Here is a 23,721-nt window from a genome sequence, read left to right on the forward strand (position 1 = left end):
TCGCGGGGATCAGCTTGCCCGGGTCGACCTCGAACATTGACATGGCGTCGGTGGAGATGTCGCGCGACATGCACTTTTCATCACGGGAGGCGCTCCCGCAGATCACAGCGCCGCCGGCGGGACGCTGAAGCCGTGCCGCGACAGAACGGTAGCAACGCGGTTGCGGCATCGCGCGACGATGTCGGCCTGGCGTTAACAGCGGCGTGAGCCTCCTGGCTGGACTGGTCGCCGGTCTCGTCATCGCTGGGCTCTACCTGCTGGCCGGACACTTCCGCATCGAAACGCCCCAGTTCACGATCGCCGGCAACCCGACGCTCGCGCTGGCCACGGCATCCGTCCTGGTACCTTTGGCCATCCTCTGGGGATGGACCTGGGTGTCGGATCGTTGGTCGGGCCGGAGCGGGCCGCGTCTCCTGCTCTACACCCTCGGCCTCGCGCTCGCGACGGCGGCTGCCTTCCCACTCGACTCGATCCTGAGTGCGTCCGCGCCGAACCGCATCGTCTTCGACCCGAGCGTGTCGATCGTGGCCGTCGACGGCGTGCTCTGGATCGTTCCGGTCGTCGCGATCGCGGCGATCCTCTACTGGCTCTTCGGTTCGGGCAAGCTGCCGGTCGGCCTGCCGGCGCTCGCGTTCGGATATCTGATCGGACTTCCGCTCGGACTCCTGTTCCCCCCGGCCGCGATGGGCGCCGTCGCCGGCACTGCTGCGGGTCACGCCTGGCGCGAACCCGGCGCGCGGGCGCTGATCGTCGTGCTCGTCGTCTTCATCATGCTCATCGCCGCGGTCGAGCTGCCGCTCGCAGCCGCGACCGTCGACAGTCCCCTCCTCAAATAGCGGAACTCTCGTAGCGGAACTCTCGAGTGCGACGGGCGACGCGTTCGCTGCTCCATCGAATTGACAGCCGGCGCGCCACCCGCTGCATCGCGAGCGCTGGCCGCGACCCCTAGCTTCGCCTCCAGAGGCTCGGAGGTGTCTTGTGAAGCGCATCGTGATCGCCCCGCTTCTCGGCTCACTGCTCGCTCTGGGCGCGGTCTCACTGGCCGCCCCCGACACCGGCTCGACTCGCACCGTCATCGACACGGGCTCGAGGCTCGACACGCGCCTGCGCGCCATCGACGGAGTGCTCTTCCCAGACTCGATCGGCGCCGAGCATCGGCAGATGCCCGACGTCGGATGTGAGGCGCCGACCACTGACCAGTGCTTCGGCTCTGGCGTCTGATCGACATACCCGGACCGAGGCCGGTGAGCCACGCTCCCGGCCTCGGCCCTCCCGCACTGCCTCTAGCATCGCTCGCCTAGTGGCAATCGCGGTCCTCGCCGGCTACCTCGCCGGGCTGATCATCGCGGTCATCGCGTTCACGGCCGAGAACTCACGGATCACGTTCGGCGGTTACGCGCTGTATGGGAACGGCGCGCTCATCGTGCCAGCGATACTCGCGCCGTTCGCGCTCTATCCCGGGTGGGTTTGGCTGCTGGCGCGGGAAGGCGATCGCCGACTGGAGGCCGCGCTGTACACACTTGGGCTCCATTTCGGCGTCGGCACGTGGGCTCTCCTCGAGGTCGTCCTGAACCCCCAGTCGGCGACCGTGACGCTTCTCAGCGCGGTGCCAGGATTTCTGCTTTCGGGCGCCCTCTTCGTGCTCCCCGCGGCCCTGCTCGCCGCGGCGACCCTCTGGCTCGTCCGGTCCAGACACGTCGCGATCACGCCGTTGACCGCGGCCTTCGGGTTCGTCATCGCCGCGCTCACGGGCCTGTTCTTCGGCCTCGGCCTCGGGATCCTCAGTGGAGGCGCTGTCGCGCTCGCTCTGGACAGACCCGCACGCAGGACGGCGATCGGCATCGCTCTCCTCGTGCTGCTGATCGTGGCCGCCAACGCGCCGATCGTCGCGGCGATCGCGACAAGCAGCGGCCCGACGCGCTGACGCGCCTAGGAGCTCGGCGTCTCCCCTTCAGGCCGACGCGGCGCTGGCTGCGGAGCCGCGGGCGCTGTTGCCGTTGACTGTGGAGGCGGCTGAGGCGCGTTCGCGCCCGGCGGAGTGCCGGGAGGCGCCGGGGTGAACGGCCGCGGCGGTCCGGCGGGCCGGAACTCGCCCGCAGGACGGAACTCACCCGCGGGCCGGAACTCGCCGGCCGGCCGCCAGGGACCGCGCTCGGGCTTCGGCGGTGGCGGACCGCCCGCCATCGCGCGTGCCTGCGGTGACATCAGACCGCGCACGTGCTCGGCGGTGTACGGCAGAAGCGCCATGAAGCGCGCGCGCTTCAGCGCGGTCGTGAGCATCCGCTGGTGCTTCGCGCACGAGCCGCTCTTGCGACGCGGGTCGATCTTGCCGCGCTCGCTGATGTAGCGGCGGATGCGGCCTACGTCCTTGTAGTCGATCTTCTGCACCTTATCGACGCAGAACGAGCACACCTTCCGGCGCGGGCGACGCGGACCGCCAGGTCCGCCCGAACCACGGTCGCCACCACCGCCACCACTGCCGTAAGACGGACGACCGCCGCCGTACGACGGGCGCGGTCCGCGCGGCGCCATCGGCGCGGGCGGACGCGGCGCGCCGCCTTCGACCGCGGCTTCGGGATGCGCCTGCGGGTTTGGAGGGGTCTCGTTCGTCATCTGCACTCGCTCCTAGAACGGGATCTCGTCGGGATCGAAGCCGGGAGCCGACTTCTCACCGTCCGCAGCACGGTCACCAGCGACCGGCGCGGTCATGCCCTCGCGACCGGGCCGCGGATCGAGCATCTGGAAGTCGTTCGCGCTGATGTCCAGGCTGAGGCGCTCCTTGCCCTCGCGATCGGTGTACGTGCGGGGCGTGAAGCGGCCCTCGACCAGCACCAGACGACCCTTCGTGATCATCTGCTGTGCGCGCTCGGCGAGACCCGACCAGCAGCTCACGCGGTACCAGTCGGTCTGCTCGACGCGCTCCTCGGCGCGACCGCTCACGCGGTTCACCGCGACGCTGAACTCACATACCGGCTTGCCGTTCGGTGTCATCTTGAGCTCCGGATCGCGGCCGACGTTCCCCACGATGATGATCTTGCTGAATGAAGCCATTTCTATTCGTCCCTTCTCACAACGATGTGGCGCAGGATCTCCTCCGTGAGACGGATGGTGCGCTCGAACTCGCGCGCTTGGTCCGGCGGGAGCGAGAACTCGAGCACGCCGTAATGGCCGTCGCGGTGGTGGGCGAGCTCGTATGCGAGCCGGCGGCGTGCCGGAGGGGTCACTTTGTCGATCTTGCCCCCGAGGGTCGTGATCGTGTGCTGCAGCCGGTCGCTCACCGCGGTCAGCCGCTCTTCGTCGGCGCTCGGGGGGAGGAGATACATGAGCTCGTATGGGCGCATTCGGTCCGGCTTCCTTTCCCTGGGCTTGCCGCGGACCTTTGGTCCGGGGCGAAAAGGCGCCGTGGCACATATCCACGGCGGTAGCGAACATTGTACGGGATGAGACGGCCGGAGGCATCACACAGGAGCGTTCGGCGCAGCCTTGCGAGGGTGCCGTGACGCTTCGGCCAGACGCGACGGTCGAATGCGCGGAGTGCGGCCTGCCGATGACACCGATCTCCGAGTCGTCCACGACGGTCACGGTCGAGTGCGCCAATCGCCATCGTGTCGTCACTGCACTGCCGGACGACCGAGCGACCCGCGCGCTCGTCGACAACTGGATCGCAAAGAAAGGCGCCCAGCTGCACGTTCAGCACGAACGCTGGGAACGCGAGGAGGACGAGGAGTGAGACCCCATGTCGTTACGGCCAACAAGCGCCATGTGCAGACCACCCAGACGAGCGGCATGGTCCGCGAGGAAGCGGTGCACAGCGACAAGATGTGGGCGGGGATCGCGCACAACGCCCCTCAGGCGTTCTCTGGATGGCATCATCACGGCGACTACGAATCCGCGATCTACGTCCTGACCGGCCATGTCCGCATCGAGTGCGGACCAGGTGGCCGCACCGTTCTCGACGGCGGCCCGGGCGATTTCCTGCTCATCCCGGCGCGCGAGATCCACCGCGAAGGCAACCCGACCGATGCGACGACGGACGTTGTCCTGGTGCGGGCCGGTCAGGGCGAAGTCGTGGTCAACGTCGACGGGCCGGCATAGCCGCGCGCGAAGAGCGCGCCTGCGAGCGCGACCGCGGCAATGACGAGGGCGCCCAGCGCGAGCGGAGTGTTGTCTTTCGGCGCGGTCGGCGTCGCCGCCGTGCCGGAGCCGAAGAACGACGCTTCCTCCGCGTTCGGCGCGCCGGCGTGGCTGCCGCTGCACGCATCTGTCTGCCACGCGCCGTTGCCCGCCGCCCGGAGATACAGCGTGTGTCCCTCACCGCGGATCACCGCTGAGTAGTCGACGCTCGTGATCGCGCCACCCTTCGTCGGCCCGAGGTAGACCTCGACCTCGCCGAGAAGCGTTCCCTTCAGGAATCGCTCCGGGCGGAAGCGGATGACGCCGCCCGCCGGCGCGAACGTCTGCCGCGTCCCGGTGACGGAGCCGTATACGACGACCTCTGCCAGCGCGGCGCGCTCGGCCACGGTCATCTGGACGCACGATGCGAGCGCCGGCGACGACGCCCAGCTCATGCCGAACAGCACCGCGGTGACGAACATCAGACAGCGCACGAGGTCTCCCACTCCAGGCATGACGCCGGAAGTTGGGCCGCGGTTCCCTAAGTGGCCTGCCCGGCGAGCAGCGTGCGCAGTCGCTCACCAAGGGTCTGCAGGACGGACACGGCGATCAGGGCGTTCTGACGGATGACGTTGTGGAACTCCCCACGTGACAGCACCAGACATTTCATGGGCGACAGCGCCGTCACGGTCGCGGTCCGCGGCCCGCCGTCGAGGAGGGCGATCTCACCGAAGAAGTCGCCTGCGCCGAGCTCGCGGAGGTGGCGCCCCTGGCGGCGCACCTCGGCGGTGCCGGAGATGATCACGAAGAACTCGCCGCCAGCCGAACCCTCGCGGCACAGATCGCGCCCTGCGACGAAGTCGACCTCGTCGACCTGCGTCGCGATGAAGGCGAGTTGCTTGTCGTCGCACTCCGCGAAGAGTGGAACGGACTTCAGCATCTTGACTCGCGGATCAGCCATTGGCGCCGAGGCTACGTCGCAGTGAAGAAGGTCGCAAGGCCGCCGCCCTGTCACTCGACCAAGGCGGATGACCGCGCTCCAGGCCCGTACGGCGCCAGTTCTTGAGGCGCAATAGTCCGCAGGTCGTTCGGTGCTGGCGGCGGGATTCGAACCCGCACTGAACTCCTCTTAAGGGAGTGGTCTCTGCCGATTGGACTACGCCAGCTCGCTAAGGATACGAAGGGGCTTAAACGCTCTGCCCGAACGCCGTGGGGATTCGAGTCCCTCCTCCGGCACCGCGGTCAGCGTGACGTTGGCGTCGGGCTCGCTCGAGGCCGAATGACCAGGCGCGCGACCATCCCGAGCGATTCGTGCCCGAGGACGGTGCAGACGATCCGCACCTCCGCGGGCTCCGCCGGAGCTGTCCAGTCGTTGCTCGCGCTGCCGCCCGGTGCGAGATGGACGTGGGCCAACCCAAGCGCGCGGCCCCGGTCGTCGGGCATCAGGTCGTGCTCGAGGCGTCCGACATTCCGAACGACGAGCCGGACCCGCTCTGCTGCCGTCACCTCGATCGTCGGCGGGATGAATCCGTACTCGGTCATCGCGACGACGATCTCCCGCTCCGGCGGTGGGGCGCATCCGACGAGGAGCGCGCAGCACATCACAAGATGTAGTCGGAGCACGGGCGGTCATCTTAGAGTGGGCGCGTGCAAGCGCGAGGAGACCTCGCGGAGTACGCGCTAGCGGTCCGGAGCTTCAGTCGGAACGCACGGCTGTTCATCGTCCACGTCATCGGGATGGACACCGTCCACGGCACGTCCCTCGTCCTCGTGAACCTCTATTTCCTCGCGGTCGGCCTTCCGATCGAGTTCATCGGCCTGCGACTGCTGCTCGGCGGCATCGCCGGCGCCGCGTTCTCGGTACCCGCGGGGCTCATCTCCGACCGCATCGGTCGCAAGTGGTCGTTCATCATCGGCGACGGCGCGGGCGCGGCGCTGTATATGATCACCATCTTCTCGGTAGACCAGGGCATCCTGCTCGGGACAGGTGTGCTCAGTGCCATCGCCGGAACGCTCCACGGCGTATCCGAGCCCGCCTTCATGGCCGAGAACAGCGAGCGGCGCGAGCGAGTACATCTGTTCTCGGTCTCCGACGGCCTGCGCACGCTGTCTGCGATGGTCGGGAGCCTCCTTGGAGGATTCGTGCCGCTGCTCGCTGCGTCACTCGCGGACAAAGTCACGCTCTACCGGGCGTCGATCTTCATCGGCATTGCGATCTGGGCGCTTTCGTTGATCCCCGCGCTCATGCTGCGTGGCCGCGACCGTCCGATGGAGCGTGGACCCTCAGGCATCCGCGGGATCTTCGCGGGCGTGCGCCATCCGGACCGAGTGCTCCGTCTCGTGGCCATCGGAGGGCTGGTCGCCCTCGGCTTCGGTTTCGTTGGTCCGCTCTTCAACGTGTTCTTCTACGAGGGCCTGCACGCGCACACGCACGACATCGGCGTGACCTTCGCGTCCGGGTCGCTGTTCGTCGCGCTGGCCGCGCTCGCCGCGCCTTTCCTGGCGGCGCGCATGACGAAGGTGCAGGCGGTCGTGAGCACACGACTGCTCGCGGTGCCTTTCATCCTGCTGATCGGCCTCTCCCCCAACCTCGCCACGATGACCACCGTTCTGACGCTGGCCGGCGTCGCGTACGTCATCCGCAGCGTTCTCGCAAACGCGGCAAGTCCGATCGCGGAGGCATTCGCAATGGAGATCCTCGATCCAGGCGAGCGCGGCACGATGGTCGGTCTTCGGTCGGCCGCTCAGCAAATACTCAGCGGGCTCGGCGCGTTCCTTGGCGCTCGGCTCATGGCGGGAGGCGACTACGTGACGCCGTTCCTCGTGATGGGCGCGACGTACGGAGCCTCCGCTGCCCTCTTCTGGGTGTGGTTCAGGCCCGTCGAGCGCGGCGCGCAGACCGTCGCTTCGATCGCGATCGCCGGTGAGCCCGCCGACTGACTGACCCATCCCGGCGGCTGGCGGCGCGTTCAGCGAGACTAGGCGCACCCCAAACGAGGAGTGCGCGGATTGGCTGATCCCACGCGTTTCGTGATCATCGGCAACGGCGCTGCCGGAACGTACGCGGCCGAGCAGCTGCGGAAAGAGGACGCGGCGGCCGAGATCGTCATGATCGACGACGAGAAATACACCCTCTACAACCGCGTGTCGCTCCCCCGCTACCTCAAGGGCGTGCTCCTCGAACAGCGTGTGCAGGTCCGCGACATGGAATGGCACGTGAAGAACCGGATCGACCTGCGCCTCGAGACGAAGGTGACGCAGGTCAACTTCGAAGAGAAGACCGTCGCGATCGACCCGGGCGGTGAGCTGAAGTACGACAAGCTCCTCATCGCGACCGGCGGGCGTCCAAACCCTCTGCGTGTGCCCGGCTCCGACAACGCGCCCTACCTCTTCAACTTCCAGTACTTCGACGAGACCAAGGCGATGGTCGATCGGATCCCCGAGTCCAAGGTCGCGGTCGTCCTCGGCGGGTCGTTCATCGGTTACGAGCTCACGGAGGCGTTCGCGTTCCGGAAGCTGGAGACGCACTGGCTCCAGCGCGGCCCATGGTTTCTGCGGCGTGCGCTCGACGAGCCGGGCGGGAAGGTGGTCTCGCTCCTAGCGGAGGACGCCGGCGTGCACCTCCACTACGAGGAGTCGATCGAGAAGCTCGAGCGGAGCAACGGCCAACTGAAGGTCACAGGGTCGAAGGGCTTCAGCGCGACGGCCGACCTCGTCGGTGTGGGGTTGGGATTGACGATGAACATCGACATCTTCAAGGGCACCGCGCTCGACACAAAGGTCGGCGTCCTCACGAACGAGTTCCTCGAAACGAATGTACCGGACGTGTGGGCTGCGGGCGACGTCGCCGAGTTCTACGACGTCGTCTCCGAGCGCCACCATCGCATGGGCACATGGGACAACTCGCTGAATCACGGGCGACACGTCGCGAAGAACATGCTCGGCGCGAAGCAGCCGTACGTAGAGGTGCCGACGTACGCATCCGGGATGTTCAACTCGAACATCTCGGTGATGGGCGTGACGACCGAAGAGGAGCCGGACGCCGAATCGCTGTTCGAGGTCGACTACGATGCGCGCAATTACAAGCGCCTCTTCTTCCTCGGGGACAAGCTGGTCGGCGCGATCCTCATCGGCAAGATGAAGGGCCGCAAGAAGGTGCTCGAGCTCATCAGCTCGCGCACGCCGATCGAGGAACGGCCAAAGGTCTTCGAGCTCCTTGCGATGCCGGAGGTGCCTGCCAAGGCGGCCGCCTCCCAGTGACGCTGCAGCGAGTCTCGTTCGTCGTTCCCGGTGGCGAGCTCGAGGGAACGCTTCATCTCCCGCAGACGCGCGCCGTGGGCGGCGCTCTGGTGCTGCACGGGTTCGGCGGGCATCCGGATCAGCCGCACATCATCGCGACGTGCGAGGCGCTCGAAGCCGCCGGCGTCGCAGCGCTCCGCTTCGCCTATCGCGACCACCAACCGCCGCGAATGACGCTCGCGAGCGGACTCGCTGATGCGAGCGGCGCGATCCGGCTTCTGAAGGCGCATCCAGACATCCCCGAGTCGTTGGGCGTCGTTGGCTTCTCGTTCGGCGGCGCGGTCGCCGCGCTCGTCGCGGGCCGCGACTCGCGCATCCGTGTCGCTGTGCTCGCCGCCGCGCCGGCGCGCTTCGGCGACGACGACAAGCTCAAGCCGATCGCCGAGGTCACGCGCACTCGCGCGCGCGTGCTGCTCATCTGGGGCAGTCGCGACACGGCAGTGCCGCTGACGAGCGCGGAGCGCTACGCGGCTGTGCTATCACAGGCACGCGTGACACATCGGACCGTCATCATCGAAGGAGGCGACCATGATTTTTCGCCCGCGGGTCCTCGCGCGATGATGGCGCAGCGAGTCGCCGAGTGGTGCCGGGAGAGCCTCACAACATGACGGCCGGGGTACTCGTGCTGCATCCGTGGTGGGGACTCAACCAGGACGTGCGCGCGTCCGCCGAACGGCTGCGCCGCGAGGGCCATGAGATCGCGGCTCCTGACCTCTTCCACGGCCGGGTCGCGACGACCCGGGACGAGGCGCAGGCGCTCAGCGGCGAGGTGAGCAAGAACTGGAAGGGCGCGATGACCGAGATCGAATCCGCATTCGAAAAGATGCGGGCCGACCGTGTCGCGGTGATCGCCTGGAGCATGGGCGTGTGGTTCAGCTGGCAGCTCGCGCAGGCACGCGCGGACCGGATCCGTGGTCTCGTGAGCTACTACGGGTACGGCGAGTTCGAACCGGGCGCGACCTTACCACCGATCCTCGGACACTTCGCGGAGAACGACGAATTCGATTCCGTCGAGGACGTGCGCGGCGTGGAGCGAAAGCTGATCGAAGCCAAGCATGTCGCGCAGTTCCACGTCTACCCCGGCACGAAGCACTGGTTCGACGAGCCCTCGCGACCTGAGTACGACAAGGCCGCCAGCGAGCTGGCATGGCAGCGGACCATCGCTTTTCTCGACACGCATCTGCGACGCTGAAGAGGCCGTCTCCGCCTAGCCTTACGCCCGCATGGCAGCGCGTGCGCGCCGCGATCATCGACTCGATCCTCATCAGTCTCGCAGTGGCGGTGCTCGTCTTCGGCCTGTCGGTCTTTCGCGGCGCGTGGCGGGCCGTTCGCGAACTTCCTGAACACGCTCGCGTATCTGATCTACCTGGCCGGCGCGACGCTGTACTACACGGTGTGCTACGCCGAGGGCGGTCAGACATTCGGCAAGATCGCGACGCACACTGCGGTCCGGCTCGACGGCGACGAGGACCGCCCGCTCGGGTATGTGCGCGCGTTCATTCGGGCGCTCTTCCCGCCGTTCATGTGGGTGTTGATCATCTCCGGCTTGCTCGATGTCCTCTGGCCGCTGTGGGACAGCAAGCATCAGACGCTGCACGACAAGTTGGTGGGCAGCGTCGTCATCCACGTCTGAGCGCGGGAATGGATCGGACTTAGCGGAAGTGCAGCGCTGACTTCGCTATCTTCGATCGGTGGCGCCATTCGAGCGGCTCGCAGACGAGGACTTCTGCTACCTCACGACAGTCGGTCGAAAGAGCGGCAAGCCTCACACGATCGAGATCTGGTTCGCACGCGAGAACGGCAACCTCTATCTCCTGTCCGGCGGTGGCGACTCCGCGGACTGGGTGCGGAACCTGCGCAAGACACCGAACGTCCGCGTGCGCATCGGATCGCGGACGGTAGACGCAAGGGCGCGTGACGTCAGCGCGCCCGAAGAGGATGCGCTCGCGCGCCGGCTTCTCGATGAGAAGTACATGGGGTGGAAGGCTGGTAAGCGCCTGAGTTCGTGGGCGCGGAACGCACTCCCGGTGAAGATCGAGCTCTAGTCCCGACGGCGCGTGTTCCTTTACGGTGTCGCAGTGCCACTCGAGTACGTCGATGACTTGACGCCGGCGAAGTGGATCGCGGAGCGACTACATCCATTCGCGCAGGACGCGGGCGCCATCATTCCGCCGGGTTTCGATGCATACGCGCGGATCTTTCATCCGGCGATGCGGCGCGTGGATCAGGTGGACGTCCCCGTGCGATGGCGAGAGATCGCCAACTCGAACCTACGGGTGCATCACTCAGAGATGCAATTCGGCGCGATCGCCGGCGGCTCGGCGCTGAAACGTGGATCGCAGCCGGGCCTGTGGGACCGCCCGCCCACGACCGGCACACTGCCGCTGGACATCGCTCGCGTTCTCGTCGGCCTACTGCGCGGCCAGACCACGACACCCGAGCGTTGTTGGTTCGCGGCCTGGGAAGGTTGGGGCGACCCGGTATTCATGACGTCTCGAGGGTCGATGGACAGTCCGGCTCCACCGCTGCCGGGGGTCAGTTCGAGGCCGAAGACGCGGACGTTCAAGGTGCCGGGTCGCGGCTACTACATCGCACGAGGTCCACTCTCGGCCGCATTGGAAACGGTCTACGGCGCGACGGTCAATTACCGGTCAGCGAGCATCTGGTGGCCCGATGATCGGGCGTGGTGTGTGGCCACGGAGGTCGATTTCGACTGGACTTACGTCGGCGGCTCGAACGAGTGCGTCGCGGCGGTGCTCGGCCATCCCGACCTCGAGGCCCTTCCCGCCCGGATCAGCGACGGCGTCAGCTACGCCAGCGATCCGATCAATCCCAAGCCACTGGCTTAACGCTTCAGCGGCCAGTACACCTCGGTCCGCACCTTGTCGTGCGGTGTCGTCGCCGAGTCGTCCACGTAGGACTCCCACGGACCTTCGCCCGCACCTAGACCGTGCTCCTTGAGGTACGCCTCGATGCGCCGGTACTCCGCCGACAGCGTTTCGTACGAACCGATATGGACCGTCTTCGCGGCGCGACCACCGGGCAAGGTCGTGACGCGCGCACCGTTCGCCCCGGTCACCGTTCCGGTGAATGGGAAGCCCGCCTCGGTGTCGAACGCGGCGGGATCGCTGTTGTAGTAGCGCGCGAATGGCGGTCCCGAGGGTGTCGCTCCCTGCGCGACGATCGCCGTGCGCAGCCTCGGGAACAGCTCCATGAAGAAGGCCCCGAGACCGCTCTGGGGCATCTTGCGGCGGACCGTCAGCGCGCGCCGAGGCTGCAGTTCGACGATCTCGATGGGCGCGTCCATCAGACCCGTGGGAAGTCTCCGTGCTCGCGGAGATAGGCGACGACTCCACCCGCGGAGAGGATCTCCTGCGCGAACGAAGCGAGCGGTCGCAGCGTGGCGCTGCCAAGTGGACCGCGCAACACACCCGCGGCGGCCTCGAGCGTGACGTCATCGCCGTCGCGCACGATCTGCACGGCGTCGACGGACTCGATCACAGGGATACCCAGATTAATGCAGTTGCGGAAGAAGATGCGGGCGAAGCTCTTCGCGACAACGGCGCCGATACCGAGCTTCTTCAATGCCGCGACCGCGTACTCGCGCGACGAGCCGCAGCCGAAGTTCTCGCCGCCGACGAGGATGTCGCCCGGCCGCACCTCCTTCGCGAAGCCGGGGCGCGCATCGCAGAACGCGTAGGTGTGGAATTTGTCCTGGCCGACCATGAACGGTGCGTAGCGGCCTGGCACCATCTGGTCGGTGTCGAGGTCGTCGCCGAAGACCCAGGCGCGGGCCATCAGTCATCGATCTCCTGTGAGGGTCCGCTACGCGCGCTCGCCAGCACGAGCTCGCGCGAACGGTCACCTGATCGCGATGACGCCGCGCCGCGCTCCGGACGGTCAGCGCGACGGCCCGCGACGAGTTCGTCGAACTCGGCGTCCGTCGCCTCGAGATACGGACGCGGATCGTCGATGACGCCGGTCAGCGCCGCGACCGCCGCGACGTACGGCGAGCCGATGAAGATCGACGCGTCTGGCGAACCCATCCGGCCTTTGTAGTTGCGGTTCGCGGTGGAAAGGCAGATCTCCTGCGCCGCGAGCACGCCGCCGGTCCGCCCGAGACATGGACCGCAACCCGAGGAGCCGATGACGGCGCCCGCCGCCGAGAGAGCCTGCATCGTGCCGTCCTGCATCGCGAGCTCGAACTGTCTGCGCGATGAGGGCACCACCTCGAGGCGGACATGCGGAGCGATGCGCCGTCCGCGCAGCACCTTCGCGGCCTGCTGCATGTCGACGAGGCGGCCGTTCGTGCACGAGCCGAGGAAGACGATGTCGACCGGCTGGCCGATCGCGGCCGAGACGTCGACGACCTGGTCGACGCGCGGCGGCACCGCGATCTGTGGCTCGAGCGTCGTGAGGTCGATCGTGACCTCACGCGAGTACCGCGCGCCTTCGTCGGGGCGAAGCCACGCCGGCGCCTCCGGCGTGCCGACCACGATCCCGGCCTTCGCGCCCATCTCGGTCGTCATGCCCGCGAGGGTGATGCGGTCGCCCTGCGGCAGATCGCCCACGCCGTGGAACTCGACGCACGCGTAGCGAGCGCCGTCGGTGCCGATCTCGCGGACGACTCGCATGATCGCGTCTTTCATGGTGACGCCCCTGCGCAGACGGCCGGTGAAGTCGACCTTGATGGACTCGGGTACGCGAAGCCAGGTCCGGCCGAGAGCGAGCGCCACGGCGATGTCGGTCGCGCCCATGCCCGCTCCGAAGGCGCCGACCGCTCCGTACGAGTTCGAGTGCGAGTCGCTGCCGACGATGACCGTGCCCGGCTCGCAGTACCCCTCCTCGACCATGATCTGGTGGCAGACCCCCTCGCCCGCGTCGTAGAAGGTCGGGATGCGCTGCTCGCGCACCCATTCGCGTAATACGCGATGGGAGTCGGCCACGACGGGCGTCGGTGCGGGCGCGGCGTGGTCGACGAAGACGCAGACCTTCGACGTGTCCCAGACCTGCTCGCGGCCGAGGTCCCGCAGCCCGGCGATGACAGCGTCGATGACGGAGTCGTGGACCATGACGCGCGACACCGGGACGATGACCAGATCGCCCGCCCGGACGTCGCGCCCGGAGACGCGCGACAGGATGACCTCGGCGAGAGTTCGCGTCATGCCACCACCCATTCGCGTAGCAGCGCGTCGAGCTGGTCCATCGATAGCGGCCCCGAATCGGCCAGGGTCTTGATCCGCGTCGTGATCGCGCGGAGCTCGTCCTTGCCGAACTGTAGCCCGAGCTCCTCGGCCCTGCGACCCACCGCGTTGTGCCCGGTGAGCCGGTGCGCGATGTTCATCGTGCGCGTCAGCCCGAAGTCCGCGGGATCGAGGATCTCGTAGCTGTTCGGGTTGATGTAGATCGCCTTCGTATGCATGCCGGCCTTGTGATGGAACGCGTACTTCCCCGTCACGAAATTGTTGTATGGGATCTCGATGTTGACCAGCGAGGCGACGAGCTCGTCAAGCTCCTTCAGCTTCCGCAGGTCGTACTTCCGTTTGATGGCGGCGGGGTCGTCCGCGTACATCCGCGCGACGAAGCCGCCGAGGGGCGTGATCCCGTTGCGCTCACCGATCCCGAGAACGCTCGTGTCGATATGCGTCGCACCACCCTCGAGGATGCTGTAGGAGTTCGCGATCGCGCAGCCGGCGTCGTTGTGGCCATGGAACTCGATGTCGCAGTGCACGTGATGGCGTAGCTCGGTCGCCAGCGCGTAGCACTGCCGTGGCGTTGCGATGCCGACCGTATCCGCCACGCCGACGCGGTCGACTCCCATCTTGTCGACGGCGGTGTAGACCTTGAGCAGGTCGCCCTCGGTGGAGCGGAAGCTGTCCTCGCTCGAGAAGCGGACCTCCTTGCCGTGGTCCTTGATGAACTCGATGACCGTGCCGGCCTCGCGGATGATGTCGTCGACGCTCTTCCCGTGAGAGAACTCGCGTAGGTACGAAGACGTCCCGAAGAGGATGTCGATGCCGGTCACCGCGGTCTGCACCGCGACGCGCGCGTCGTCCATGTGGCAACGCACGTGTGTCAGCACCTTCGCGTTGAGGCCGAGGCCGGCGATGATCTTCAGGTCCTCGCATGACTGCGGCGAGGCGACCGGCGATGTGAGTTCGATGTACTCGACGCCGAACTCGTCGAGCATCCGCGCGATCTGGACCTTCTCGGCGGTCGTGAAGTGAGCGTTGGAGAACTGCTCCCCCTCGCGGAGCGTCGAATCGATGATCGCGAAGCGCTCGACCGGCATCGTCACGTCCCTTTCCCCACGCGCCGATCAGACGCCACCGGGCCTCAATGAAGAAGCCCGGCAGCGCATACGCGCACACCGAGCCTCACACGAAGCTTGGTCGCACGGTAGCGCTTCGACCCGGGGTCGCCCCCGAGCCGACAGCCCGTCTCCTTCCGGTGGACGAGCCAGCCGGTGATCGCGAAACCGATCACCGACTTCGGCGATCGCCCCGTTCCCGTCGCTTCGGTGGAAGCTCGTTCCTCCGCGAGCGGTACTCCTGGCGATCGCGCCTCTGGCCGGCAACGCGATATGAAGTTGTTCCGCGGACTATAACCTCAAGCGGTGGTGGTCCGCCAGTTTTCCGTGCGACGGGCGCGCGCGGAAGACGCCGACGCCATCTGCGCGATCTATAACGAGGGCATCGAGGATCGTGCGACGCTCGAGACCGAGCGCCGCACGGTCGATGAGCGTCGCAGTTGGCTCGCAGCCCGCGACGCGCGCCATCCGGTCGTCGTTGTCGAGTCTGACGGTGTGGTCATCGGGTGGGCGAGCCTCAATCTCTTCAACGCGCGCGATGCGTACCGACACGTCGCGGACATCTCGGTATACGTCGCGCGCGCGTCGCGCGGGAAGGGCGCCGGCACCGCGCTCCTCAAGCAGCTCGTCGAGCTCGGCCGCGAGATCGGCTTCCACAAGCTGGTGCTGGCGGGATTCCCCTGGAACTCCGCGAGCGTCGCGCTCTACCGGCGGCTCGGTTTCCGGGAGGTCGGGATTTACCGGGAGCAGGGCCTCCTGGATGGCCGCTGGGTGGACGTCGTGCTCATGGAGAGGCTCCTCTAGCCGCACAGCGCTTTGGAATGGGCCTCAAATAGCCCGTTCGGGGGCCTTACGGCCCGCGGATGGCACCCCTAGCGTGCCTCCGATGAGCCGGGGTGAACGGGTTCCCGCGCCCTTTCGTTAGGTGAAGCAAGGCGACGCCGACGTGGCAGTAGGCCGGGCGCGCCCTGTCGACCTGACAGGAGGTGAGGCCGGAACCGATGGAGCGCTCGTTCGCGCAGCGAAGTCCGGGGACGCCTCTGCGTTCGGTGAGCTCTACGAGCGCTACCGCGACGCGATCTACCGCTACTGCCTCTCTCGGACGGGTACGGCGCACGACGCCGAGGACCTCACGTCGGACGTGTTCGTGAAGGCGCTGCACTCGATCGACCGGTACCAGGAGCGCGGGCTTCCGTTCGTCGCGTTCCTTTACCGCATCGCGCGCAACGCCGCGATCGACCGCGCACGCACCATGAAGCAGCCACTGTCTGTAGACGAGCTCGTGACCGAGCCCGCGTCGCGGCAGAACGTCGAAGCCGACGCGACGCTCGCCGTCGACCGCAGCATCCTCCTCGCGGCGCTCACAAAGCTGAAGCCCGAGCATCGCGACGTCATCGTCATGCGCTTCATCGAGGGTTACAGCGCGCTCGAAGTAGCCGCGGCGCTGGGCAAGACCGAAGGGGCGGTGCGCACGCTGCAGCACCGCGCGCTCGAGCGACTGCGCAAGGAATTCGACGACGCGCAGCGCGATATGGCGCGCAAGGGCCAACGCTCATGAACGACGACAAACTCGTTGGCCTGCTGTCCGCGCTGCGGACCGAGCGGATGGAGCGCACCGCCGACCAGAAGCTGCGCGCGCGGCTCGAGAACGCGTGGACCGTCCGCGAGAACCAAAGCGGGCTCGCGTGGCGTGCGCGCCGGCCGGTGTTGGTCATCGCCACGGCCGCGCTCGTGCTCGGCAGCATCGCCACGACGCTCTCGGCTCCTGGCGACAGCGCGCTCTACACGCTGCGTGTGACGATCGAGGACCTCGCGATCCAGCTGCACAGGGATCCGGAAGACCGCGCCGAATACCTCGTGTCGCTGCTCGAGCAGCGGACCGCCGAAGCGGCACGGCTCGAGGCGACGGGCAATGCGCTCGCGGCGAGTCACGCGCGAGACATCGAACGCGACACGCTCCGCATGGTCCAGCAGAACCTCCCGGTCGCGCCCGAGGTCGTTGAGCCGGCGCCGACGGAGTCTCCGTCGCCGAGTCCGACGCCATCGCCTACGCCGTCACCGACTCCATCACCCGCCCCGACCGCCACGCAGCGTCCAGCAACACCGCGGCCGACCACGGCGCTGACGAGCGCGCCACCGACCGCGACGGCGACTCCGCGACCGACGACGGCCGCGACGCCGCAGGCGGTCAGCTTCGCCGGCGCGGTGAAGAACCCTGACGGCACGTACGCGACCAACGTGTGCATACAGTTGAGCCCGAATATGTCGTGCTTGACGGTGACCTCGTCCGCTACTTTCCGGGTCACTTTCTCCGCAAAGATCGGACAATCAGTGACCCTGAACTTCACTCGGTCGGACGGGATCAAGACCTACAAGGCGACGATCACCAAGACGGTGACGAGCACATACATGGATGTCGGGATCGTCCTGCTCAGGGTGCAGTGACCGCGCGTTAGGGGCTCAGTACCGCACTGGTACTTCCGGGTCTGTAAGGTCAGCGCCCACCCCTCGTTCTCAGGACCATGAAGGTTTTCAGCACGCTCATCATGGCGACCCTTGCCCTGGCGTTGGTCCTGGTCGCGAGCGCATCCGCGGCGACCGTCGGTGGTGGGGCGGCTGTCGTCAGCCCGAATGGACCCGACGAGTTCGGTCGAGCGTGGGCCGCATGCCTCGAGACCAGGGACGCAAACAGCGACGAGTGCTACCGCGCGCAAGAGCTGAGCGGGCTTGCACCCGACGAGTTCTTCGACAAGCTGACGCGCAAGCTGGAGCTGCTCGCCGAGCAGCCCAAACCCGAGAAGAAGCCGGACGCGTGGGCGCTCATGAAGGAATGCGCCGGCACACGCGATCTCGAGAGCGACGCGTGCCGCCGTTTCATCGACGCGACCGGCCTCAGCGGCGACGAGGTCGCTCGCCTCGCCGATGGCCTGGCCTCGCCACGTAGCGAGCATACGGCGACCGCCGACAAGAAGAACAGCACGACCGCGATGACCGACACGATGCAGGCCTGCGTCGATCTCCGTTCCGAGATGAAGGGTCGGCAATCGGTGGAGGAGCTGAGCGCACTCGCCGAGAAGATCAACTCCGTCTGCCCGAAAGCGATCAAAGAGTCACGGTTAACGCCCGGCCAGTTCTGGGCGAAGTTCGCCGCCTACCGATAGTTCCTCTCCCCCTCCCCGCGACGTGAACAGCGCGTCCCCGTCCAGGACGCGCTGTTCCATGTTCAGGTCCGACGTCCGGAGTAGCACCGTCGGGGGAGACATGACCGAGAGCACGAACCGTTCTGAGTGGCAAGGACCACACACCGGGTCCATGGAAAGGAACGAAAGTGCTCTGGTACATCTTCAGCGCGCTATCCCTGGCCCGGCACGCGGTAGTCCTCACGCTCATCGCAGGCGCCGCCGCGACAACGATGGTGGCCGGTTCCGTAGATCAGATCGGAACGCAGGTCCAGCAACAGACGGCGCCGACCACCGCATCTTTCGCGCCCACGAGCAAGCCGGAGCCGACGGCCAAGCCGGAGCCGACGGCCAAGCCCGATGAGGCTCCCGTCATCACCTCGCAGTCAACGACGCCCGAGGTGAGCGCGAGACCGCAGACAACAACGCGGAACATCGACACGCTCGTCAAGGATTGCCTCACCAAGTACGCCGCCGTGAAGACGAGCCCGACCGCGGGGACGGCCGCCTCCGAGGCATGCCGCGGTGCGATCGAAGCCTCAGGCCTGACGTCGGCCGAGTTCTGGGGTCGGTTCGGTCCGAAGGTGGAGCCAACGACGCAGCCCCAGAAGCCAACGACAGATCTCGACGCGCTCGTCAAGGAGTGCCTCGGCAAATACGCCGCCCTCAAGACGAATCCGACTGCGGGGACCGCGGCGTCTGACGCGTGCCGTCGCGCCATCGAGGCGTCGGGCCTCACGTCGACCGAGTTCTGGATGCGGTTCGCTCCGAAGGTTGAGCCGAGCACCGCTCCCGTGGGACCCTCGACGTCTGCTTCGGCGAAGCCATCCAACCCTACGACGAACATCGAGTCGCTCGTGAAGGACTGCTTCGCGAAGTACATCGCCGCGAAGGACAGCTCCACGGGCGGGACGGCCGCGTCGGAGGCATGCCGTCGCGCGATCGAGGCGTCCGGTCTGAGCGCGACCGAGTTCTGGGCCAGGTTCGGGACGCCGCAGGCTCCGAAGTCGACGCCCAAGGCCACCGCCACACCGACCACGAAGGAGCTGACCCAGCTGACCCGGTATTGCCTGACGATGCACGCCGCGCTGACCACGACATCGAGCTCTGAGCAGGTCGAGCGGACGACCACGGTCTGCAACCAGGCGATCGCGGAGTCAAGGCTCACGCCTACGGAGTTCTGGTCGAAGTTCTCCGCCAACCGGTAGGTCCTCCGCCCTCCCCGCGACGTGAACAGCGCGTCCCTCCAGGACGCGCTGTTCCATGTCTAGCATTGGGTCCGTGAAGCGCCGCATCGGCATCCTCACCGGAGGCGGTGACGTGCCTGGGCTCAATCCGGTGATCAAGAGCGTCGTGTACCGCTCGACGGAGCTCGGGTACGACGTGCTCGGCATACGCCGCGGCTGGCAGGGCCTCACACACATGCGGCCAGGCGAGGAACTGGACCCCGAGTACGTGCGGCCCCTCGATCGTGCGAACACTCGCGCCATCGACCGCACCGGCGGCACCATCCTCCACACCTCGCGAACGAATCCGCGCAGGATGAGCGAAGCACGCCTCCCACCGTTCCTCGAGAAGTCGGAGCGCGGGGGTTTGGCCGTTGCGGAGGGCCTCTATGACCTCACGCCGCTCGTGCTGCGCAACATCGCGGCGCTCGGTCTCGACTATCTCGTGACGATCGGCGGTGACGACACGCTCTCGTATTCGGAGGTGCTCGTCAGCCAGGGTATTCCGCTCATCGCCGTGCCCAAGACGATGGACAACGACGTCCAGGGCACCGAGTACTGCATCGGATTCTCGACCGCGATCACACGCGCGAAGGAGCTCATCGACCGGCAGCGCACGACACTTGGCTCGCACGAGCGCATCGGCGTGTTCCGCATCTTCGGACGCGACGCCGGCTTCAGCGCGCTGCATGCCGCATACGTGACGTCGGGGCGGTGCCTGATCCCCGAGTCGCCCTTCGATCTCGATCGGCTCGTCACGATCCTCGCCGAGGACAAGCGCCACAACCCGTCGCGGTACGCCTTCGTGATCGCGGCCGAGGGCGCGGTGTGGGTCGGCGGAACGATCCCTGAGTACGGACCGGCGGACGCCTTCGGGCACCGACACAAGACGAACATCGCCGAAACGCTCGCGGACGAGATCCGCAAACGCTCCGGCGAGGAGACCATCGCGAGCGAGCTCACGTACGACCTACGCAGCGGCGACCCCGACGCGCTCGATCAGACCGTCGCGATCACGTTCGCGAATATCGCCATCGACCTCATCCGCGACGGCGTCACCGGTCGGATGGTGGCGATCCAGGGCGGCAACTTCGTGCACACGACCCTTCCGGATCCGAAGCTCGGGCCACGCCGCGTCGATGTCGCTCACCAGTACAACGCCGAGCGCTTCCGACCACAGTACGCCGAGCGCCTCGGAGCATCGATCTTTCTCTCCGCGCCCGGGGATTGATGCGCGCGGCGTTCGTCGCCCTCGCGGCGGTACTCGCGCTGCAGGGCTGCGCGCCACCGGTCTCGACCTCGACGCCGTTGCCCGCCCCCACCGTCGCCAGCGCGGAACCCACGCCCAGCGAGAGACCCGTAACGGTGCCGCCATCGCCGGTGCCGACCGCCACGCCGTTCGCTCGATGCCCCGCGCCGCAGGCATCCGTGGCAGAGGTCTCGCTGGTGCCGCTCTGCGTTCCGGGCGCGAACGTACGCGTGGAGAACGGGGTCGAGTACTCGGATCTGCATGTCCTCTACGACCAGGTCGTCGAAGACCTCGCGGCGGTCCAGCGCGAATTCGCGTGGACGCTGCGCAGGCCACCCGCGATCGACGTCTTCGCGACGACCGCGAGCTACACCACAGGTCTCGTCCGCGAGCTCGGCTACTCCGGCGCGACCGCGGACTTGGTGGCGGAGAACTCCGTCGCGTTCTTCGAGCCCGACCTGCGCCTCATCCTCGTCAACTGGGAAGTGGTGCGCGACCGCCGACCGATCGCCGCGATACGCCACGAGCTCACGCACGTCGTGACGCTCGAGGCATGCGCGCCGCGCTGCGACCTCGTGCCCGCCTGGCTGAACGAGGGCCAGGCGCGGCTCGCGGAGGCCACGCTCGCGGGCAGCGAGTGGCGTCTGGTGCGCGTCCGGTACGAGGCTGCATCGATGGTCGCCACGAAGACGCTCATGCCGCTGTCGACACTCGTGTCGCAGGGGCAGTGGAACGCGATCACGAGCTGGGGCGGCTACTACAAGTACCAGGAGGCCGCTCGGGCGACGGAGCTGCTTCGCCAGGACATCGGGGGCCCACAGCCAATGGCACTGCTGTACGACCGGATGCGGCGCGGCGAGGATGTCGCGCGTGCCTACGCGACGCTCACCGGGCGCTCCTTCGACTCATTCGTCGGCGGGCTCGCGGCTCGGATCGCTGAAGGCGCGCCCGCGGGTCCGGCGATCGTGACGACCGCGGGGCCGCAGGCCGGCCACGGTGTCGGCTACCTGCTCTACGGCTTCGGCTCCGAGGAGAAGATCACGCTCCGCACCGTCGGCCGCCGCAGCGAGGAGACCGAGGAGATCACAGTGTCGCCGCAGGGCGCGCACTTTTCGGAGCTCGCCGATCGCTATCCGCCGGGAACGTATGTGATCGCCGCAATGTCGGGCGACACCGTCGTCGCGTCGACGAGATTCGAGAAGCGCGGTGGCCGACCTCTCTCGGTCGACTAGGTCCTAGGGGATCCGGCGTATCGACCGGCGCGGCCTGCGCGCGGCCATGATCACGATGCCGATGAGCACGCCGAGTCCGATCAGCCCGGCGGTCACGAGGAAGTCCGAATTGCCATTTCCTGCCGCCGGCGCACCTGACCCGCTCGCGGCGGAGGGGCTCGCGGCGGCCACCACTGATCGCGTCGGCCCGGCCGTCGTACTGACCGTCGGCGCCGCGGTGGTGGGCGCGGCGGTCGTCGGCGCGGCGCTGCGTGATGCGGTCGGGCTCGCGGCGATCGTCGGCACTGCCGTAGTTGCTGCGGTCGGGCTCGCGGAAGCCGCGGTCGGCGCGGGCGACGGTGAAGTGGCGCTCGTGCCGACAGATGCGCAGGCGCGTGAATCGCTCACGCCCGGCGCCGACGCGCACACCGATCGCGCCGGCGTGACCCACGAGCTACCGTCGGCCGCGGTGCGCGAGAGCGACACAAGGATGAACGGGTAGCGCGCGCTGCTCGGCGCGCCGCACGTGCCCGACTCGAATAGCAGGTCGAGCGTGGTCGTGTCCCCGTCGAGCGTCGCGCTCGGCCCGGTGCGGAGGCAGCGGCCGCCCGCGTCGTTGCCCCGCGTGTAGAGGGCGAGGATGTCCTTGTCGAAGCTCATGAACATATTCGACGACGCCGGGAACACATTCGCCTCGCCGAGGCTCGTCCGGAAGCTGTCGTACGCCGCCTGTGTCTGGAACACGCGCATCGCAGGCCGCTCGCCGAGCTCGGGCAGGTGGCCACGCAGCTGCAGCTTCGAAGCAACAGCTGTTGCCGCAGCGGCGGGCGCGGTGAGGAGCGAGAGTCCGAGCACGAGCAAGCCGAGGATCGCGATGAGCCTGCGCACTGCGCCAGACTCTAGGGCTCGCCCGTAGCGACCAGCGGTCGCGGCAGTGCCAGTTACGACGCTCCGCCGGTCCGTGGGAGCGTTTGCCGCACTTCACGCCTCACGGCCATTGACAGCCCAGGCCGAGGCCTCTACATTGCCGGTTCTCTATGAGAGCGCTCTCACCAAATGGGGCTTCTGGGCGCGCGGACGGCCGCAGGAGGGCCGACGCTAAGACGCTCGAGGCCGTCGCCCTCGCGGCGGGCGTTTCCCGAGCAACGGTGTCACGCGTCGTGAACGGGAGCAGCCGTGTCACACCGGCGACGCGAAAAGTCGTCGAAAAGGCGATCCAGAGGCTCGGCTATGTCCCGAATCGCGCGGCACGCAGCCTCGTCACAAGGCGGACCGAATCGGTGGGCCTCGTCATCCCGGAGCCCACGACCAAGCTTTTCGGTGATCCGTTCTTCCCTCGGCTGATCCGGGGGATCAACGCCGTGCTCAGCGAGGCCGACCAGGTCCTCGTCCTGCTCACACCCCAATCGGCGCACGACGAAGAGCAGCTGGGCCGCTACCTCGTATCGGGCCACCTCGACGGCGCCATGCTCGTGTCACTCCACGGCGCGGACCCCCTTCCGACGCTCCTGGCTGAGCGCGGCATCCCCGTCGTCGTTGGCGGGCGGCCGTCCCGCGGTATCGGTGTCGACGTCGTCGATGTGGACAACGTCCAGGGAGCGCTCCAGGCGGTCCGCCACCTCATCGCGCTCGGACGTCGGCACATCGTCACCGTGACGGGTCCTCTCGACATGGCTCCAGCTAAGGATCGCCTTGCGGGCTATCGGAGCGCGCTCGCAGAAGCGGGTATCGAGCCCGATCCCACTCTCGAGCTCGCCGGAGACTTCGAACAGGCGGCCGCACGCGAGACCGTCGAGCGGTTCATCGCCGCGGGAGGCAGGTTCGACGCACTCTTCGCCGCCTCCGACACGATGGCTCTTGGCGCGATGTCCGCGATCCGTCGAGCTGGTCTGCGTGTGCCCCAGGACGTTGCGGTGGTTGGTTACGACGACTCCGCGCTTGCGCTGTCGTCGGATCCACCCCTGTCCAGCGTGCGCCAGCCGATCGAGGAGATGGGACGAGAGATGGCGCGAGCCATGTTGGCGCAGCTTGGGGGCGCACCACGACAGGTAGCGCGAAGCGTCGTGCTCGCGACAGAGCTCGTCGTGCGCGGTTCGAGTGGGGGGTGATGCCACTGTACGCATCGAATGATCGA

Annotated in this window: 30 protein-coding genes, 1 tRNA gene, 1 pseudogene and 1 riboswitch; of the genes and pseudogenes, 20 read left to right on the forward strand and 12 right to left on the reverse strand. The window is 67.5% G+C overall.

The features are described from left to right. Positions 1-203 precede the first annotated feature (203 nt). From VI056_10675 to VI056_10685, 3 genes are all read left to right on the forward strand, one after another. The gene (locus VI056_10675) at positions 204-836 is read left to right on the forward strand and encodes a hypothetical protein (GenBank protein ID HEY6203496.1); all 633 of its coding nucleotides are present in this window, start codon (positions 204-206) and stop codon (positions 834-836) included. 154 nt (positions 837-990) lie between these two features. Then, positions 991-1,221, forward strand: a complete 231-nt coding sequence (locus VI056_10680) for a hypothetical protein (protein ID HEY6203497.1) — start codon at positions 991-993, stop codon at positions 1,219-1,221. A gap of 79 nt (positions 1,222-1,300) precedes the next feature. Beyond that, the gene (locus VI056_10685) at positions 1,301-1,924 is read left to right on the forward strand and encodes a hypothetical protein (GenBank protein HEY6203498.1); all 624 of its coding nucleotides are present in this window, start codon (positions 1,301-1,303) and stop codon (positions 1,922-1,924) included. A gap of 5 nt (positions 1,925-1,929) precedes the next feature. Here VI056_10685 and rpsR read toward each other — a convergent pair whose 3' ends face one another. Genes rpsR through rpsF form a run of 3 tightly spaced genes read right to left on the reverse strand, consistent with a single transcriptional unit; the run spans position 1,930 to position 3,341 of the window. Beyond that, positions 1,930-2,613, reverse strand: a complete 684-nt coding sequence (rpsR, locus tag VI056_10690; protein HEY6203499.1) for a 30S ribosomal protein S18 — start codon at positions 2,611-2,613, stop codon at positions 1,930-1,932. A 12-nt stretch (positions 2,614-2,625) separates the two neighbouring features. Next, positions 2,626-3,051 carry a single-stranded DNA-binding protein gene (locus tag VI056_10695; protein HEY6203500.1) on the reverse strand — a complete coding sequence of 142 codons (426 nt, stop codon included), beginning with the start codon at positions 3,049-3,051 and terminating at the stop codon, positions 2,626-2,628. A 2-nt stretch (positions 3,052-3,053) separates the two neighbouring features. Continuing rightward, positions 3,054-3,341, reverse strand: a complete 288-nt coding sequence (gene rpsF / locus VI056_10700) for a 30S ribosomal protein S6 (protein HEY6203501.1) — start codon at positions 3,339-3,341, stop codon at positions 3,054-3,056. Positions 3,342-3,496: 155 nt separating this feature from the next. On the opposite strand from rpsF, the gene VI056_10705 reads away from it, so the two are divergent. After that, the gene (locus VI056_10705; GenBank protein HEY6203502.1) at positions 3,497-3,730 is read left to right on the forward strand and encodes a hypothetical protein; all 234 of its coding nucleotides are present in this window, start codon (positions 3,497-3,499) and stop codon (positions 3,728-3,730) included. 32 nt (positions 3,731-3,762) lie between these two features. Next, positions 3,763-4,095, forward strand: a complete 333-nt coding sequence (locus VI056_10710; GenBank protein HEY6203503.1) for a cupin domain-containing protein — start codon at positions 3,763-3,765, stop codon at positions 4,093-4,095. On the opposite strand, the gene VI056_10715 is transcribed toward VI056_10710, so the two are convergent. The 4 genes from VI056_10715 to VI056_10730 all read right to left on the reverse strand — a co-directional run bounded on the left by VI056_10715 (position 4,056) and on the right by VI056_10730 (position 5,736). Further along, positions 4,056-4,628: a hypothetical protein gene (locus tag VI056_10715; protein HEY6203504.1), complete on the reverse strand. Its 573-nt coding sequence runs from the start codon at positions 4,626-4,628 to the stop codon at positions 4,056-4,058. The genes VI056_10710 and VI056_10715 overlap by 40 nt on opposite strands. Positions 4,629-4,654: 26 nt before the next feature. Further along, the gene (locus tag VI056_10720) at positions 4,655-5,074 is read right to left on the reverse strand and encodes a cyclic nucleotide-binding domain-containing protein (protein ID HEY6203505.1); all 420 of its coding nucleotides are present in this window, start codon (positions 5,072-5,074) and stop codon (positions 4,655-4,657) included. A gap of 131 nt (positions 5,075-5,205) precedes the next feature. Then, a tRNA-Leu gene (locus VI056_10725) sits at positions 5,206-5,279 on the reverse strand. Between the two features lie 76 nt (positions 5,280-5,355). Then, complete coding sequence (locus VI056_10730) at positions 5,356-5,736, reverse strand: hypothetical protein (GenBank protein ID HEY6203506.1); 381 nt, start codon at positions 5,734-5,736, stop codon at positions 5,356-5,358. A gap of 24 nt (positions 5,737-5,760) precedes the next feature. Here VI056_10730 and VI056_10735 point away from each other — a divergent pair, with 24 nt between their 5' ends. The 7 genes and pseudogenes from VI056_10735 (at position 5,761) to VI056_10765 (ending at position 11,261) form a co-directional block, all read left to right on the forward strand. Further along, positions 5,761-7,053, forward strand: a complete 1,293-nt coding sequence (locus VI056_10735; GenBank protein ID HEY6203507.1) for an MFS transporter — start codon at positions 5,761-5,763, stop codon at positions 7,051-7,053. A 69-nt stretch (positions 7,054-7,122) separates the two neighbouring features. Further along, positions 7,123-8,373, forward strand: coding sequence for an FAD-dependent oxidoreductase (locus VI056_10740; GenBank protein ID HEY6203508.1), 1,251 nt, complete (start codon positions 7,123-7,125; stop codon positions 8,371-8,373). Further along, on the forward strand, positions 8,370-9,020 hold the full coding sequence (locus VI056_10745) for an alpha/beta family hydrolase (protein HEY6203509.1): 651 nt from the start codon (positions 8,370-8,372) through the stop codon (positions 9,018-9,020). Before VI056_10740 ends, VI056_10745 begins: the two co-directional genes overlap by 4 nt. After that, positions 9,017-9,604, forward strand: a complete 588-nt coding sequence (locus tag VI056_10750) for a dienelactone hydrolase family protein (GenBank protein ID HEY6203510.1) — start codon at positions 9,017-9,019, stop codon at positions 9,602-9,604. The genes VI056_10745 and VI056_10750 overlap by 4 nt, the downstream gene beginning before the upstream one ends. A gap of 123 nt (positions 9,605-9,727) precedes the next feature. Next, positions 9,728-10,045 (forward strand): annotated as a pseudogene (locus VI056_10755) (RDD family protein). A 58-nt stretch (positions 10,046-10,103) separates the two neighbouring features. Next, positions 10,104-10,457, forward strand: a complete 354-nt coding sequence (locus tag VI056_10760; protein ID HEY6203511.1) for a nitroreductase family deazaflavin-dependent oxidoreductase — start codon at positions 10,104-10,106, stop codon at positions 10,455-10,457. 33 nt (positions 10,458-10,490) lie between these two features. Beyond that, the gene (locus tag VI056_10765; protein ID HEY6203512.1) at positions 10,491-11,261 is read left to right on the forward strand and encodes a hypothetical protein; all 771 of its coding nucleotides are present in this window, start codon (positions 10,491-10,493) and stop codon (positions 11,259-11,261) included. Here VI056_10765 and VI056_10770 read toward each other — a convergent pair. From VI056_10770 to lysS, 4 genes are read right to left on the reverse strand one after another with little or no spacing between them, the layout of a single operon-like run. Then, complete coding sequence (locus VI056_10770) at positions 11,258-11,719, reverse strand: GyrI-like domain-containing protein (protein HEY6203513.1); 462 nt, start codon at positions 11,717-11,719, stop codon at positions 11,258-11,260. The genes VI056_10765 and VI056_10770 overlap by 4 nt on opposite strands. Further along, entirely contained in the window at positions 11,719-12,210 is a 492-nt protein-coding gene (locus tag VI056_10775) for a homoaconitate hydratase (GenBank protein HEY6203514.1), read from the reverse strand. Before VI056_10775 ends, VI056_10770 begins: the two co-directional genes overlap by 1 nt. Further along, positions 12,210-13,577 carry a 3-isopropylmalate dehydratase large subunit gene (locus tag VI056_10780; protein ID HEY6203515.1) on the reverse strand — a complete coding sequence of 456 codons (1,368 nt, stop codon included), beginning with the start codon at positions 13,575-13,577 and terminating at the stop codon, positions 12,210-12,212. The genes VI056_10775 and VI056_10780 overlap by 1 nt, the downstream gene beginning before the upstream one ends. Next, positions 13,574-14,704, reverse strand: a complete 1,131-nt coding sequence (gene lysS / locus VI056_10785) for a homocitrate synthase (GenBank protein HEY6203516.1) — start codon at positions 14,702-14,704, stop codon at positions 13,574-13,576. Before lysS ends, VI056_10780 begins: the two co-directional genes overlap by 4 nt. 100 nt (positions 14,705-14,804) lie before the next feature. Then, positions 14,805-14,990: riboswitch (Lysine riboswitch) on the reverse strand. Positions 14,991-15,028: 38 nt separating this feature from the next. On the opposite strand from lysS, the gene VI056_10790 reads away from it, so the two are divergent. The 7 genes from VI056_10790 (at position 15,029) to VI056_10820 (ending at position 21,608) form a co-directional block, all read left to right on the forward strand. Further along, complete coding sequence (locus tag VI056_10790) at positions 15,029-15,526, forward strand: arsinothricin resistance N-acetyltransferase ArsN1 family A (GenBank protein HEY6203517.1); 498 nt, start codon at positions 15,029-15,031, stop codon at positions 15,524-15,526. A 142-nt stretch (positions 15,527-15,668) separates the two neighbouring features. Beyond that, positions 15,669-16,280, forward strand: a complete 612-nt coding sequence (locus VI056_10795) for an RNA polymerase sigma factor (protein HEY6203518.1) — start codon at positions 15,669-15,671, stop codon at positions 16,278-16,280. Next, positions 16,277-17,167, forward strand: coding sequence for a DUF5667 domain-containing protein (locus VI056_10800; protein HEY6203519.1), 891 nt, complete (start codon positions 16,277-16,279; stop codon positions 17,165-17,167). Before VI056_10795 ends, VI056_10800 begins: the two co-directional genes overlap by 4 nt. A 77-nt stretch (positions 17,168-17,244) precedes the next feature. Next, positions 17,245-17,883: a hypothetical protein gene (locus tag VI056_10805; GenBank protein HEY6203520.1), complete on the forward strand. Its 639-nt coding sequence runs from the start codon at positions 17,245-17,247 to the stop codon at positions 17,881-17,883. Positions 17,884-18,050: 167 nt separating this feature from the next. Further along, positions 18,051-19,109 carry a hypothetical protein gene (locus tag VI056_10810; protein HEY6203521.1) on the forward strand — a complete coding sequence of 353 codons (1,059 nt, stop codon included), beginning with the start codon at positions 18,051-18,053 and terminating at the stop codon, positions 19,107-19,109. 55 nt (positions 19,110-19,164) lie between these two features. Further along, the gene (locus VI056_10815) at positions 19,165-20,358 is read left to right on the forward strand and encodes a 6-phosphofructokinase (GenBank protein HEY6203522.1); all 1,194 of its coding nucleotides are present in this window, start codon (positions 19,165-19,167) and stop codon (positions 20,356-20,358) included. Continuing rightward, complete coding sequence (locus tag VI056_10820) at positions 20,358-21,608, forward strand: hypothetical protein (protein ID HEY6203523.1); 1,251 nt, start codon at positions 20,358-20,360, stop codon at positions 21,606-21,608. The genes VI056_10815 and VI056_10820 overlap by 1 nt, the downstream gene beginning before the upstream one ends. 3 nt (positions 21,609-21,611) lie before the next feature. Here VI056_10820 and VI056_10825 read toward each other — a convergent pair whose 3' ends face one another. After that, the gene (locus VI056_10825; GenBank protein ID HEY6203524.1) at positions 21,612-22,475 is read right to left on the reverse strand and encodes a hypothetical protein; all 864 of its coding nucleotides are present in this window, start codon (positions 22,473-22,475) and stop codon (positions 21,612-21,614) included. Between the two features lie 149 nt (positions 22,476-22,624). Between VI056_10825 and VI056_10830 the strand changes: the two genes are divergently transcribed. After that, the gene (locus tag VI056_10830; protein ID HEY6203525.1) at positions 22,625-23,695 is read left to right on the forward strand and encodes a LacI family DNA-binding transcriptional regulator; all 1,071 of its coding nucleotides are present in this window, start codon (positions 22,625-22,627) and stop codon (positions 23,693-23,695) included. Positions 23,696-23,721: the final 26 nt, after the last annotated feature.

It is taken from the genome of Candidatus Limnocylindria bacterium (assembly GCA_036523395.1).
Classification (GTDB): domain Bacteria; phylum Chloroflexota; class Limnocylindria; order P2-11E; family P2-11E; genus CF-39.